Origin of the sequence: Pseudomonas serbica, assembly GCF_028823535.1 — a bacterium.
GTDB lineage: Bacteria > Pseudomonadota > Gammaproteobacteria > Pseudomonadales > Pseudomonadaceae > Aquipseudomonas > Aquipseudomonas serbica.
Window position 1 is genome coordinate 312953 of sequence record NZ_JAQIYM010000006.1, and the last position, 13148, is coordinate 326100.

Below are 13148 nucleotides of genomic sequence, written 5' to 3' on the forward strand. Positions count from 1 at the left end.
GTTATTGCGTTTGTGTTACAGGGTTATGACCGTATCGGTCTCTTCCGATGAAATAGTGGCATTTTGCCTTGGCGCCCTGGCGGCTTGTACACGGTTGCGTCCCGCGCCTTTGGCACGGTACAGCGCCTCGTCCGCCTGGCTGGCCATCAGCAGGCTGTCGGAGTGTTCGCTCAGGTCCACCACCCCGGCGCTGAACGTGCACCATAGATCCTGGGGTTGAGCGGGGTAGTGAATCTCGGCAAAGCGCTGACGGATTTCGTCGAGTACCTTGACGGCCGATTCGAGGTCGGTGTCGGGCATGACGATGGCGAACTCTTCGCCACCGTAGCGGCCGATAAAATCGGTCTTGCGCAAGCGTTGCTTGAGAAACAGCGCCAGGCTCTTGATCACCCGGTCGCCCATGGGGTGACCGTGGCTATCATTGACGCGCTTGAAGTGGTCGATGTCGAGCATCGCAAAACTCAGCGGCTTGCCCTCGCGGCGCGCGCGAAAGCTGCAGTCTTCGAGCAATTGCAGGATGTGCGTGTGGTTGTACAGGCCAGTGAGGCTGTCGCGCACCATCCGCGCCTTGAGGTTGCGTGCTCGCGCCGCACGGTTGCGCACGGTGGTGATCAGGTGCCGGGGCTTGATGGGTTTGGTCAGGAAGTCGTCGCCGCCCTCGCTCATGGCGTCGAGTTGCTTGTCGAGGTCGTCCTCGGCCGACAGGTAGATGATCGGCACGCTGACATAGCGGTCGTTATGGCGGATCACCTTGGCCAGTTCCGTGCCGGTGCAGGCCGGCATGTACATGTCGAGGATGATCAGGTCCGGTTGAAAGTCCGCCAGTTCGGCCATGGCCTGGATCGGCTCGATCAGGGTCCGGGTGATGATCCCCGCGCTGTTGAGCAGGCGCTCGGTGTGCAGGGCTTGGGCGCGCGAGTCGTCGATGATCAGCACTTTATAGGGCTCGTACTGGGCAACGCAGGTCAGGACCTCGATTTTTTCCAGCAGGCTCGACGCTTCCAGGGTGCCGGTGAGGAACTCCTGGCCGCCGGCGCGCACGGCGGCGAGGCGGGTCGGGGTGTCGGTTTCATGCAGGCTGAAAAATAGCAGCGGCAAACGCTGATCGAGACCTTCCTGGGCTTCGGCCGCCAGTTTCAGGCCGACGCCTTGGCCACTGAAGTCGACGTCCATGACGATTGCTGCGGGCAGGCGCTCGACCATCGAAGAGCGGAAGGCCGACACGCTCTCCAGGGACTGGGCGCTGAGCCCGAAAAACTCCAGCTGCTTGGCCAGTCGCTCGGCCCGGTCATGATCCTGCAGCATCACGTAGATGGGTTTGCGCAAGGGCGGCAGGAATGTCTGGTCGAGCTGATCGCCTTGGCGCAGGCCAGTGCGGGACAGGCGTTGCATCAACCGGTTGAGGTCGTTGATCAGGCCGCTGCTCAGGCGTCCGCGATTGGCGTCGACAGCCTCCAGGGACTGGCCGATCTGACGCGCCAGCTGGCTGTGTTCCGGTTGTTCGAAGCGTTCGGCGAAACGCAGCAAGCGCAGGTTGGCCTCACTCAGTTCCGCCAGTTCTCGGGTCGACCATTCACTGCGCTGCAGGCGCTGCCAGATCTCAAGAACCTGACGTGCTTGATGAATTACCCGCTGGGCAAAATGGAGCTTGAGGCGCTCGCGGCTGGGCTCTTCGGGCTCGGTCATATCCTGACTACTGGTTAGGGGGCAAGCTGAGGTCGACTGGTGGCTCTATGCTAGCATCTCTTTTCCGTTACATGACTCTTGTACGTTAATAATCTTTGGCATCACTCTGTCCGGCTTCTGACCGGGCGGTCGCCAATTGCCTGTCAATTCCTGCGAGAGTCCCGCCAGCCGTGGCATCGGCCCGTTTCGAGTGGAGTCCCGATGTCGTTGGCGTCAGGTACGCAGGGTTGCCGCGCCTGGTTGTCCATGGCCACAAAGCGGGCGCCTTTTCGGCCTTGTCGGGCTAGGGGATTCCCTTAGAAGCCATTGAATAAATTTCGCTGTAGAGCCCACGGCGGGTGCCGGGCAAAGGCACGTTGTTGTATGGTTGTGGTCGAATCGATGAACTCAAGTAATTGAAAGGATATCGCCATGCTGGACTGGAAGAACCGCGCCGGTAGCGCGCCTGAACGTGCCGCTGAACCGAAGTCGGCTACCCGCAGTTATCTGGGCGGCCTGTTTTTCAGCCGGGCGCTGGCCACACTGATTGGCCTCTACCTGCTGGTGACGATTGCTCTGGGTTGGTACTGGAGCGCGGAACCTGACCTGTTTCCGGTGCAGCAGAATGCGCAGTTGGCCGCCGAACGGGACGGCAAGCAGATGGTGGTCGGCTATACCACGGTGGAAACCCTCAAGAGCGTCGCCGGTACCCTGCTGAACAAGCCCGGCGGCTACATCTCCAACGACCGCCTGCCGCCGGGCCTTTGGATGGACAACATGCCGAGCTGGGAGTACGGCGTGCTGGTGCAGGTGCGCGACCTGAGCCGTGCGCTGCGTAAAGACTTCGCCCGTTCGCAGTCGCAGTCCACCGAAGACGCCGACCTGGCCAAGGCCGAGCCGCGTTTCAACTTCGACAATAAAAGCTGGGTGCTGCCTTCCAGTGAGTCCGAGTTCCAGGAAGGCATCAACTCCCTGACCCGCTACCAGACTCGGCTGTCCGATCCGAACCAGAAGAGCGCGCTGTTCTATGCCCGTGCCGACAACCTGAACAATTGGTTGGGCGATGTCGGTACCCGTCTGGGTTCGCTGTCGCAACGCCTGTCGGCCAGCGTTGGCCGGGTCAAGCTCAACACCGCGCTGAAAACCGAAGTCGTCGCGCCAGGGCAGGTGCCGCAGGTCGACGAAGAAATCGTCGAAACCCCATGGCTGCAGATCGACAACGTGTTCTACGAAGCTCGTGGCCAGGCCTGGGCCTTGTCCCACCTGCTGCGCGCCATCGAAGTGGACTTCGCCGATGTGCTGGCCAAGAAGAACGCCACGGTCAGCGTGCGCCAGATCATTCGTGAACTGGAAGCGTCGCAGGAAGCGGTCTGGAGCCCGATGATCCTCAATGGCAGCGGCTTCGGCGTGCTGGCCAACCACTCGCTGGTGATGGCCAACTACATTTCCCGGGCCAACGCCGCCGTGATCGATTTGCGTCAACTGCTGAATCAGGGCTGAGCCATGGCCGATAGCCCCATCGATAGCCTGCGCGAAGCCGCCCATCGGGCGGCCTCGGATGCCGAGCAGATCGCTTGGGTCGACGAGCAGGACAACCTGCTCGGCGCCCTGGTCCGTTCCGACCTGCGCGAGCGCGGGCTGATCGGGCGCGGCACCTACATCATGTTGTTCAACTCCGCCGGTGAGCTGTGCGTCCACCGGCGCACCCTGAGCAAGGCAATCTATCCGGGCTATTGGGACGTGGCGGCGGGTGGCATGGTGCTGGCCAGCGAAACCTATGCCGAGTCGGCGGCCCGGGAGCTTGAAGAGGAACTGGGTGTGAGCGGGGTGGAGTTGTCCGTTCATGACCACTTTTTCTTCGAGGACACCGGCAATCGCCTCTGGTGTTCGGCGTTTTCGGCAGTGTGGGATGGTCCGCTGGTGCTGCAACCGGAAGAGGTGCTGGAAGCGCGCTTCATGCCCATCGAAGAAGTGCTGCGCGATATCGAGCAAAAGCCTTACTGCCCGGACTCTTTGGCCGCCTTGAAGCGCTATCTGCGTGCCCGCGGCGAAGACGTCGCAAAAGAGGCATAAATTGGCGCCGATTGGCTCTTAGCAATCGGCGTTTTTGCCGTTACACTGCGCGACCTTTTCAAACTGAACCGGTATTGCTCTTTTGTAGGAGCGAGCTTGCTCGCTCCTACACAGGTTGTACCGTTTCAGTAGCGCTGCCCCTGCCTGAGTGGGGCTTCGCGGTCGATGGCACCTGCCCAGGTTGCCGCGACCAGTCTTTGTCCTCCCAAGAGGATTGCCGGTGGCCAAAAAAGCCGCATCCTTCGCCGCCCTTGGTGGCCTGGTATTTTCCACCGACGCAGGTCGTCATTGCCCGGAATGCAGTAAACCGGTGGACGCCTGCATCTGCAAACAGACCGTTATCCCGGCCGGCGACGGCATCGCTCGCGTGCGTCGCGAAAGCAAGGGCCGTGGCGGCAAGACGGTGACCACCATCACCGGCGTGCCCTTGGCTGAAGACGCGCTCAAGGAACTGGCCACGACGCTGAAAAAGCGCTGTGGCACCGGTGGAGCGTTGAAAGACGGGATCATTGAAATCCAGGGCGATCATGTCGAGCTACTCTTGGCTGAACTGATCAAGCACGGTTTCAAGGCGAAGAAGTCCGGCGGCTAGCAGCCTCTGTGAAAACCACCCGCGGCTTGATCCAGACCTGCCTGACAGCAGACCTGGCGTCGTCTCCATGGTTTTCACAGAGCCTGTTCATGACCGGTTTCTAAACTCACTGCGGTCAGCGAGGTCTATCCCTTCGTTGACGAACCGTCATTTTCATTCTTTAGACTGCGCCGGCCTGAATCCAGGCGACGCACTATGACTTCTTTATAGGGGACTTCAATGTCCGTACGACGCACACGCAAAGACGATGGCAGCCAATGGACAGTTGCGGACAGCCGCAGTGTTTACGGGATTCGCCATTGGGGGGCCGGGTATTTCGCGATCAATGACGCCGGTCGCGTCGAAGTTCGTCCCAACGGTCCGAGCAGCTCACCCATCGATCTGTTCGAGCAAGTCGACCAGTTGCGCAAGAGCGGCCTGTCCTTGCCATTGCTGGTACGTTTCCCGGACATCCTGCAAGACCGCGTGCGTCAGCTGACCGGTGCGTTCGACGCCAACATCGAGCGTCTGGAATACCAGAGCAAGTACACCGCGCTGTACCCGATCAAGGTGAACCAGCAAGAAGCGGTGATCGAGAACATCATCGCCACCCAGAACGTCTCCATTGGCCTGGAAGCCGGCTCCAAGCCCGAGCTGCTGGCGGTGCTGGCGCTGGCGCCCAAAGGCGGCACCATTGTCTGCAACGGCTACAAGGACCGCGAGTTCATTCGTTTGGCATTGATGGGCCAGAAGCTTGGCCACAACGTGTTCATCGTGATCGAGAAAGAGTCCGAAGTTGGCCTGGTGATCGAAGAAGCCGCCTCGCTCAAGGTCAAGCCACAGGTCGGCCTGCGGGTGCGCCTGTCGTCCCTGGCTTCGTCCAAGTGGGCGGACACCGGTGGTGAGAAATCCAAGTTCGGCCTGTCGGCGGCACAACTGCTGTCGGTGGTCGAGCGCTTCCGCGCGGCCGGCCTGGACCAGGGCATTCGCCTGTTGCACTTCCACATGGGTTCGCAGATCGCCAACCTCGCCGACTACCAGCATGGCTTCAAGGAAGCGATCCGTTACTACGGCGAGTTGCGCAACCTCGGCCTGCCGGTCGATCACATCGACGTCGGTGGTGGCCTGGGCGTGGACTACGACGGTACGCACTCGCGTAACGCCAGCTCGATCAACTACGACATGGACGACTACGCCGGTGTCGTGGTCGGGATGCTCAAGGAGTTCTGCGACGCGCAGAGCCTGCCGCACCCGAACATCTTCTCCGAAAGCGGCCGCTCCCTGACCGCTCACCACGCCATGCTGGTGATCCAGGTAACCGACGTCGAGAAACACAACGACGACGTGCCACAGATCGAGAACAAGGAAGCGCTGCCGGAAACCGTGCAGTGGCTGGTGGACCTGCTTGGCCCGACCGACATCGAGATGGTCACCGAAACCTACTGGCGCGCCACGCACTACATGAGCGACGTGGCCGCCCAGTACGCCGATGGCAAACTGACCCTGGCTGAAAAAGCCCTGGCCGAGCAATGCTACTTCGCTGTATGCCGTCGCCTGCACAACTCGTTGAAGGCGCGTCAGCGTTCCCACCGCCAGGTGCTGGACGAACTCAACGACAAGCTGGCCGACAAGTACATCTGCAACTTCTCGGTGTTCCAGAGCCTGCCGGACACCTGGGCCATCGACCAGGTACTGCCGATCATCCCGCTGCACCGCCTGGACGAAGAGCCTCTGCGCCGCGCGGTGCTGCAGGACCTGACCTGCGACTCCGACGGCAAGATCAACCAGTACGTCGACGAGCAGAGCATCGAGACCAGCCTGCCGGTGCACGCCTTGAACGAGGGCGAGGACTACCTGCTGGGCGTGTTCCTGGTCGGTGCCTACCAGGAAATTCTCGGCGACATGCACAACCTGTTCGGTGACACCGACTCGGTGAACATCTACCAGAATGCCGACGGCAGCATTTATCACGCCGGTATCGAGACCCACGACACCATCGAAGACATGCTGCGCTATGTGCACTTGTCGCCGGAAGAACTGATGACCCACTACCGCGACAAGTGCGCCAGTGCCCGCATCAGTGCCAGCGAGCGCACCCAGTTCCTCGATGCCCTGCGCCTGGGCCTGACCCGTTCGTCTTACCTGTCTTCCTGAGGTAAGCACTGCTCTCATCAGGTTGTCTGAAAATTTACCGTTTGCGTCGGAAATTTCAGATGACCTGGTGCGACACTTCTCTTTTTTTCAGCGAAATGGACCGCTTCTCGGCTATCCAAGTTATTTCGTCCTCTTTTCGCGTAGGCCTTTTCCTAAGTTGTATTTCGCCTCTCTACTCGGCCATGTCTCTCGGCGAGAATCCCCGGCTGTCCCTCCTGTAGAGAAACGCCCATGGTCGATCCAGTCAACGAGCCGTCATTTCGTCTGGACGTAGCAGGTCTGTCCAACGCCTTCGAGGTTCTGTCCTTTGCCGGTAGAGAATCCATCAGCGAGCCTTTCGTGTTCGACGTGGACCTGCTGATCGACGACCCGTCGCTCGACCTCGCCAGCTTATTGTACCGTTCGGCATCCTTGCTTTTCGGGCCGGCGGGAAACGCCATTCATGGACAGTTGCATGAACTGGTCCAGCGCGATCACGGCCTGGGAATCAGGCTTTGCCAGGTGCGGCTGGGGCCGAAGTTCGCCTGCCTTGCCCAACGCTTCAGCCAGCGCATTTTCAGCGGCCGCTCGGTGCCGCAAATGCTTGAGCAGGTACTCAGGGAGCATGGCATCGTCGATCAGGATCGGCGTTTTGAACTGGCTGGCGATTACCCGCCCCGTGATTTCTGTACGCAATACCAGGAATCGGACCTGCAGTTTGTTCAGCGCTTGTGTGCCCAGGAGCGGCTGCATTATTACTTTGAACACCAGGCTGGCAGGCATTGCGTGGTGTTCGGCGAGGGCCTGGGGAATTTTCAGATCGCTGAAGCGGCGTTCTTCCGTGCGGCGGGAGGGCAACCGGCCGTGCGTCGATTCGAGTTCAAGCGCAGCATCGACGGCGCGGCGCAGCGCGTGGAGTGTGGCACTGACCTGACAACGCTGCGCAGCGGCCAGTGCATGCCGCTGTGCGGACATCCGGTTGCCGAATGGAATCAGCTGTGGCTGTTGACCCATATCGAGCATCAAGGCGCCCAAGGTGCAAGCCAGGTCTACAGCAACAAGGTGCGGGCCGAGCACTGGGTAATGCCCTTTGAAACACCGATCATGGCGGTGAAGCCAAGGATGCACGGCCTGCAGCGGGCGTGGGTGGTAGAGGTTGATGAGCCGCAACCTGATCCATCGAGGCCGGTGGCAGTGCAGTTTGACTGGCTTTATCAGGGGGAAGGCGCGGCGCCCAGCCATTGCTGGTTACCCTTGGCTGCGCCATTGAAGGTTGCAAGCAGCGCGCAGTTGGTTGAAGGCACGGAGGTGGTGGTGAGCTTTACCGAAGGTGATCCGGACCAACCGCTGATCACCGGTGTTCTGCATGGCCTCGCAGCTGTCGAAGCCGTCGAGGTGCCGGATGCGGTGTCCGCCACTTCGGATTTCGAAGATTGCCCGCTTGAAGGCGTGCAACAGTGGCTGGGGTCGGGCGAGCCCCTGATGTTGTTGTGTCTGCTGCCCGGTGGCGGCAGTTTTAATCATTGCGTGCAGACGCCCTGCATCTGCCGCACGGCGACACGCCTTGGCCAGAGCGGTGCGGCATGACTGTGGTACAGGCGTCCGAGGCGAGCCCGCAATGGTTGTTACTGGACATGCCAGGCGCGCCGCAGGCGGGTGTGCCCCTGCACGACACGTTTGCCCACGCCCGTCGGTTCCGACTGTTCGAAGACACGGAATGGCAGGCATTGCAGGCGCTGGGGCCGATACTCATTGATCTGCGGACCTGCCCCGCCCTGGTCGATCTGTACCGCGTCGACGGGCAATACTGGCGCGGCTTGCTGGTGTTCAGCGACGCGTCGGCGTCGACCTTGCTGGCGCATCTGCGGCGCATGCTCAGCGTCTCCTTCAACCTGCATCACCGCGCCTTGTTGAGTTACTACAACCCGAACACCGCCAGTTATTTTTTTGATGCCTGCGATGCCGAGGAGCTCAGTCGCTGGTTGGGGCCGATCAGCCAGTTGCGCTGGTTCGGTGGGACCTGGGCGGACCGTGCGCTCGGCTGTCAGGGCTGGCAGCAGTTGCTCAACCCAGGGCTTGCCGTGCGCCCTCTGGCAGTCGAGGAAGATCTCAGCCCCCGGCAACGGGAAAAACTGCAGACCTGCCTGCTCGAGCAGCATGCCTGGCGCTGGAGTCAATCCACGGGGACGGATTTCATGCGTGTGTGGGGCCATCTGGAAGAGGGCCTGGGATTGGGTTTCAGCGAGCGCCCGGTGCTTGATGGCTGGATGTGGCTGCGCTTGCAATACCCCGATGCCTGGCTGGTGCAGCCACTATCGGGGGATACCCAACAGGAACGCCTCGAAAGCCTGCGCCATCTGTGGCAGAACGACGCCCCCTGAGCCGGCGCTTTATACCACCAGGGCTTTCAGTGAGCGCGGGCGAACCAGCCATCATTCTGGCGCAGGCGCCAGGCAATCAGGCCGAGCGTCAGGCTGCGCAGCAACATGAACAGCAGGAAGGTGATCCACAGGCCATGATTGCCATATCCCTGCAACACCCAGGCGAATGGCACCAGCAAGGCCACCGTCAACAGCATGCCGTTACGCATTTCCCTGGCCCGGGTGGCGCCGATGAACAGCCCGTCGAGCAGGTAGCTCCAGACCGCGATCAGCGGCAACACGGCAAGGTATGGCAGGTACAGGAACGCGGTGTCGCGCACGCTGCTGATGTCGGTCTGCATCTCGATGAACAGGTGCCCGGCAAACAGGAACAAGCCGGCGAAACCCAGGCTCGCCAACAACGACCAGCCGCAGGCCACCACCAGGGAGCGGCGCAGGGCATCCCGGTCGCGCGCGCCGATGGCGTGGCCGCACAGGGCTTCCACGGCATGGGCCAGGCCGTCGAGCGCGTGGGCGGTCAGCAGCAGGCCGTTGAGCAGCAGGGCATTGGCGGCAACGGTCGCATCACCCAGGCGGGCGCCTTGCACGGTGATCAGGAAAAACACCGATTGCAGCGCCAGGCTGCGGATGAAAATGTCGCGGTTGACCGCCAGCAGCGGTCGCCAACTCTGCCAGAGCGCCAGGGCGGCCCAGGCGATATGCCCGGGATAGGCGCGCAGGGCATGACGGGTCAGCAACAGGCCGATCAGCGCACCGGTCCATTCGGCGATCACCGAGGCCCGGGCCGCACCCACCACCCCCCACTCCAGGCCAAGGACAAACCACAGGTTAAGGGCGATGTTGACCAGGTTGGTGCTCAGCAGGATCACCAGCGGCGCCCGAGCGTTCTGCGTGCCCAGGAACCAGCCGACCAGCGCGTAGCTGGCCAGCGCCGCCGGCAGGCCGAACAACCGCGTGTGGAAAAACTCGCGGGTCATCTGGTCCAGTTCCGCCGACGGTTGCATGAAGTGCAGCGCCGCCCCGCTCAGCGGCACGCCCAGCGCACCCAGCACCAGCGCCAGCCCCATGGCGAGCAGCAGGCCCTGCAACAGGATCTGCCGCAGTGCCGCGCCATCTCCGCGCCCCGCGGCCTGGGCGGCAAAACCGGTGGAGCCCATGCGCAGAAAGCCCATGGCCCAGGCGAGGAAGGTATAGAGACTGGCCCCGACCGCCACGGCTCCCAACTGATGGGCATGGGGCAAGTGTCCAATGACGGTGCTGTCGACCAGCGCCACCAGCGGTACGGAAATGTTCGAGAGAATCATTGGCGCGGCCAGCGCCCAGACCCGACGATGGGTTGGACGGTCGCGCCAATCGGCGATCAGGTTGGACATGCAGGCTCCTTGGGGAGCAGGCATTGTAGCGAGCCCTGCAGAATCTGCAGCGCTCCATTGCAGGGGGTGTCAGTGCATGATCCAGCTGAGCAGCCACAACCCCAGCATCAACCAGATGATCCCCATGATGATCGAGGCGTTCATGAACGCGCGGATCGCCGACCACAACAGCATCAACCCGAGGATCAGGGTGATGATGCTGATGATCGATGTGTCCATGCCCAGCGCCTCGGACAAGCCTTCGACAAAATGGCTGCTGGCACGACTCACCAGCTGGAACAGACCGCTGAGGGCATCAACGATGAAACGGATGGCTGTCCCCAGGATCTGGCCAAGCCATTCGAAAAAACCTTCTACCTGCATGGAATGAACGTCCTGTCTGTTGGAGCTGCGGTGCGGCGACCCGACTTGCCGCGCATTTTTTTTCAGGCGCCATGAAGCACGCCATCGAATGATTATGGAGCAAAGACCGACAACGCTGCCAGGCACTTGCCTTCCCCCGTCATCCCCCCGAAGCTATACGCCTTCAGGAGAGCCCGATGAACCTTGTTGAACTGACCGAACGCCTGCACGCCATCCGTGATCGCAATGACTGGCGGCAATTTCACAGCCCGAAAAACCTGGCCATGGCCGCGAGTGTCGAAATGGCCGAGCTGGTGGAGATTTTCCAGTGGCTGACCGAGGACCAGTCGCGGCAGCTGCCGGCCGAAAAGCTGGCCCATGCCGGGCAGGAAGTTGGCGATATCGTGCTCTATCTGCTGTTGCTGTGCAGCGAATTGGGCCTGGACATGAATGAGGTTGTGCGCAGCAAGCTGGCGGACAGCGAGCGGAGGTTCGGCTGATGAGTGACCGTCATTTCGATCAACTGGCGACACGCTTCGCCGAAAAAATCTACGGCGGTGCCAAAGGCGCGATTCGCCTGGCGGTGCTGCAGGCCGATCTGGCCGAAGCCCTGCCGGATCGCCCGTTGCGGGTCCTGGATATCGGCGCCGGCCTTGGCCACATGTCGTTGTGGCTGGCCCAGCGTGGACACCAGGTGACCCTGGCCGAGCCCGCCGAACCCATGCTCGAAGGCGCCCGCCAGCGCTTTGCCGACGCCGGGCAGAGTGCGACCTTTATCCAGGCGCCCTGGCAGGAACTGCTCGGCCAGCTCACCGAACCCTATGACCTGGTGCTGTGTCATGCCGTGCTGGAATGGCTGGCCGAACCGCACGCGATCCTGCCGGTGCTGCATCAGCTGACCAAGGCCGACGGCTGGCTATCCCTGGCCTTCTACAACCGCGATGCGCTGATTTACCGCAACTTGCTCAAGGGCCATTTCCGCAAGATGCGCAAGAACGACATGGCCGGCGAGAAGCAGAGCCTGACCCCGCAACAGCCGCTGGACCCACGGGAACTGGCGGCGCAACTTGAGGGGCTGTGGCAGGTCGAAAGCCAGAGTGGCGTGCGAGTTTTTCACGATTACATGCCGGTGGAGTTCCAGGCCCGCGCCGAACTGTCGGACCTGCTCGAGATGGAGCTGGCCCACCGTCGCCATCCAGCCTTTGCCGGGCTTGGACGTTATTTGCACTGGATGTGTCGGCCGGTCTGATCGGAGTTCGAAATGAAAAGTCGTTCAGGGTTGCTGGTGATCTGCCTGGGCCTGGCTGCCTGCGAGGGCAGCAATCCGTACGTGGCAAGTTCCAGGCCCTTGCCGCCAGCGCCGCCTCAGGCGGCCCACACCTTTGACCGCAGCGCCTACCCGGCACCACCGCGAGACTACGGGCGTTATCGCAGCTGGGCCTGGCTCAACGGGCAACTCCCGCCGGGCACCACGTGGGCGGATTCGGCGCAGGTCGCCGAGGCGGTCAGCAGTGCGCTGGATCAGCGCGGCCTGCGGCCCCTGCATGACAATCGGCCGGCGGACCTGTTCGTGAGCGCAGACCTGCGTCTGGAAACCCGCTTGCGTCAGGTCCAGGACGATTACGGGTACTACGGCGGTTACGGCGGCTACAACCGCTACGGCTATGGGCCGGGTTACGGCATGTACGGCAGCGCGCCGATCGTGCGCACTTATCAGGAACAGGTGGTGGTGGTTCACGTCGAACTGTACGACGCGCAAAACGGTGAACCAGTCTGGAGTTCCAGCGCCGAAACCAGCAACCGGGGGAGCGAGGGCGAGCAAGTCGATGCCATACGGGAGGCTGTAGAAAAGGCAATGTCGGCGTATCCTCCCAGTTAGTTTCCTGTGGTCAAGAAGCATTTCGCAGGTTCATGTCTTCTACCGGAGAATCATCATGTTCCGCCGTCTCGCTTTACTGGCAGTGGCCGTATTGCTCAGTGCCTGCGCCGCCAACCAGGTCAATCATGACTTCGATGCCAGCCGTGATTTCGCCGCGTATCACAGCTGGAGCTGGAAAGAACCTGCGCTGCAATACCGTCCCGATGACCCCAGGATCAAGAGCGACCTGACCGAACAGCGCGTGCGCGAATCGATGGTCGAACAGCTCGAACAGCGTGGCCTGCGCCAGGCCGGCCCTGGCGCCAAGGGCGACTTGAGTGTGCAGACCTACCTGATTGTCGAGGATCGCCAGCAACAGGTGACAACCAACTACGGCGGCGGTTGGGGTAACCCCTGGTACGGCTACTACGGCGCGCCGATGTACAACGAAACCCGCCTGATCTCCTACAAGGTCGCGACGATCCAGATCGATCTACTCGACGGCAAGGACGGCAAGCTGGTGTGGCGCGGCAGTGACGAGCAGATACTCAGCCGCACACCCAACCCGGCGGACCGCAGCAATGCGATACACGAGACGGTCACGCGGATTTTGGCCAACTATCCCCCTCTCCGATAAAAATCTGTAACCCCTCCCTGTAGGAGCTGGCTTGCCAGCGAAGACGGCCTCCAGAACACCGTAAATCCTGAGGGCCTCTTCGCTGGCAAGCCAGCTCCTACAGGGGATTTGTTGT

At 61.7% G+C, this 13148-nt stretch carries 13 protein-coding genes; 10 read left to right on the forward strand and 3 right to left on the reverse strand.

Annotated elements, in window-relative coordinates; genetic code table 11:
• Positions 1–15 precede the first annotated feature (15 nt).
• Positions 16–1686, reverse strand: coding sequence for a response regulator (locus tag NQL71_RS12200; RefSeq protein ID WP_274642696.1), 1671 nt, complete (start codon positions 1684–1686; stop codon positions 16–18).
• Positions 1687–2097: 411 nt separating this feature from the next.
• Between NQL71_RS12200 and NQL71_RS12205 the strand changes: the two genes are divergently transcribed.
• The 6 genes from NQL71_RS12205 to NQL71_RS12230 all read left to right on the forward strand — a co-directional run bounded on the left by NQL71_RS12205 (position 2098) and on the right by NQL71_RS12230 (position 8823).
• The gene (locus tag NQL71_RS12205) at positions 2098–3165 is read left to right on the forward strand and encodes a DUF2333 family protein (protein ID WP_046819693.1); all 1068 of its coding nucleotides are present in this window, start codon (positions 2098–2100) and stop codon (positions 3163–3165) included.
• Between the two features lie 3 nt (positions 3166–3168).
• Positions 3169–3738, forward strand: a complete 570-nt coding sequence (locus NQL71_RS12210) for an NUDIX hydrolase (RefSeq protein ID WP_046819692.1) — start codon at positions 3169–3171, stop codon at positions 3736–3738.
• Positions 3739–3958: 220 nt separating this feature from the next.
• Positions 3959–4330, forward strand: a complete 372-nt coding sequence (locus tag NQL71_RS12215; protein ID WP_007914613.1) for a translation initiation factor Sui1 — start codon at positions 3959–3961, stop codon at positions 4328–4330.
• 219 nt (positions 4331–4549) lie between these two features.
• Positions 4550–6463 carry an arginine decarboxylase gene (gene speA / locus NQL71_RS12220; protein WP_077185337.1) on the forward strand — a complete coding sequence of 638 codons (1914 nt, stop codon included), beginning with the start codon at positions 4550–4552 and terminating at the stop codon, positions 6461–6463.
• 231 nt (positions 6464–6694) lie between these two features.
• The gene (locus NQL71_RS12225) at positions 6695–8029 is read left to right on the forward strand and encodes a type VI secretion system Vgr family protein (RefSeq protein WP_274642697.1); all 1335 of its coding nucleotides are present in this window, start codon (positions 6695–6697) and stop codon (positions 8027–8029) included.
• Positions 8026–8823 carry a DUF4123 domain-containing protein gene (locus tag NQL71_RS12230; protein ID WP_274642698.1) on the forward strand — a complete coding sequence of 266 codons (798 nt, stop codon included), beginning with the start codon at positions 8026–8028 and terminating at the stop codon, positions 8821–8823. The genes NQL71_RS12225 and NQL71_RS12230 overlap by 4 nt, the downstream gene beginning before the upstream one ends.
• Before the next feature lie 26 nt (positions 8824–8849).
• Here the strand turns inward: NQL71_RS12230 and NQL71_RS12235 are convergent, their stop codons facing one another.
• Positions 8850–10196 carry an MATE family efflux transporter gene (locus NQL71_RS12235; RefSeq protein ID WP_274642699.1) on the reverse strand — a complete coding sequence of 449 codons (1347 nt, stop codon included), beginning with the start codon at positions 10194–10196 and terminating at the stop codon, positions 8850–8852.
• Positions 10197–10265: 69 nt separating this feature from the next.
• A complete protein-coding gene (locus NQL71_RS12240; protein ID WP_046819947.1) occupies positions 10266–10559 on the reverse strand; it encodes a hypothetical protein in 294 nt (97 codons plus the stop codon).
• A 176-nt stretch (positions 10560–10735) separates the two neighbouring features.
• Between NQL71_RS12240 and NQL71_RS12245 the strand changes: the two genes are divergently transcribed.
• From NQL71_RS12245 to NQL71_RS12260, 4 genes are read left to right on the forward strand one after another with little or no spacing between them, the layout of a single operon-like run.
• Positions 10736–11038 (forward strand): MazG-like family protein, encoded by a 303-nt coding sequence (locus NQL71_RS12245; protein ID WP_046819687.1) that lies wholly within the window; start codon positions 10736–10738, stop codon positions 11036–11038.
• The gene (locus tag NQL71_RS12250; protein ID WP_046819686.1) at positions 11038–11787 is read left to right on the forward strand and encodes a methyltransferase domain-containing protein; all 750 of its coding nucleotides are present in this window, start codon (positions 11038–11040) and stop codon (positions 11785–11787) included. Before NQL71_RS12245 ends, NQL71_RS12250 begins: the two co-directional genes overlap by 1 nt.
• A gap of 12 nt (positions 11788–11799) precedes the next feature.
• The gene (locus NQL71_RS12255; RefSeq protein ID WP_274642700.1) at positions 11800–12417 is read left to right on the forward strand and encodes a DUF4136 domain-containing protein; all 618 of its coding nucleotides are present in this window, start codon (positions 11800–11802) and stop codon (positions 12415–12417) included.
• A gap of 55 nt (positions 12418–12472) precedes the next feature.
• Positions 12473–13033 carry a DUF4136 domain-containing protein gene (locus tag NQL71_RS12260; protein ID WP_046819684.1) on the forward strand — a complete coding sequence of 187 codons (561 nt, stop codon included), beginning with the start codon at positions 12473–12475 and terminating at the stop codon, positions 13031–13033.
• Positions 13034–13148 lie beyond the last annotated feature (115 nt).

Coding starts and splice junctions, on each gene's coding strand:
- speA (WP_077185337.1), top strand. CDS start 4,550: ATGTCCGTACGACGCACACGCAAAGACGATGGCAGCCAATGGACAGTT.
- NQL71_RS12205 (WP_046819693.1), top strand. CDS start 2,098: ATGCTGGACTGGAAGAACCGCGCCGGTAGCGCGCCTGAACGTGCCGCT.
- NQL71_RS12255 (WP_274642700.1), top strand. CDS start 11,800: ATGAAAAGTCGTTCAGGGTTGCTGGTGATCTGCCTGGGCCTGGCTGCC.
- NQL71_RS12245 (WP_046819687.1), top strand. CDS start 10,736: ATGAACCTTGTTGAACTGACCGAACGCCTGCACGCCATCCGTGATCGC.
- NQL71_RS12235 (WP_274642699.1), bottom strand. CDS start 10,196: ATGTCCAACCTGATCGCCGATTGGCGCGACCGTCCAACCCATCGTCGG.
- NQL71_RS12250 (WP_046819686.1), top strand. CDS start 11,038: ATGAGTGACCGTCATTTCGATCAACTGGCGACACGCTTCGCCGAAAAA.
- NQL71_RS12230 (WP_274642698.1), top strand. CDS start 8,026: ATGACTGTGGTACAGGCGTCCGAGGCGAGCCCGCAATGGTTGTTACTG.
- NQL71_RS12200 (WP_274642696.1), bottom strand. CDS start 1,686: ATGACCGAGCCCGAAGAGCCCAGCCGCGAGCGCCTCAAGCTCCATTTT.
- NQL71_RS12240 (WP_046819947.1), bottom strand. CDS start 10,559: ATGCAGGTAGAAGGTTTTTTCGAATGGCTTGGCCAGATCCTGGGGACA.
- NQL71_RS12260 (WP_046819684.1), top strand. CDS start 12,473: ATGTTCCGCCGTCTCGCTTTACTGGCAGTGGCCGTATTGCTCAGTGCC.
- NQL71_RS12225 (WP_274642697.1), top strand. CDS start 6,695: ATGGTCGATCCAGTCAACGAGCCGTCATTTCGTCTGGACGTAGCAGGT.
- NQL71_RS12210 (WP_046819692.1), top strand. CDS start 3,169: ATGGCCGATAGCCCCATCGATAGCCTGCGCGAAGCCGCCCATCGGGCG.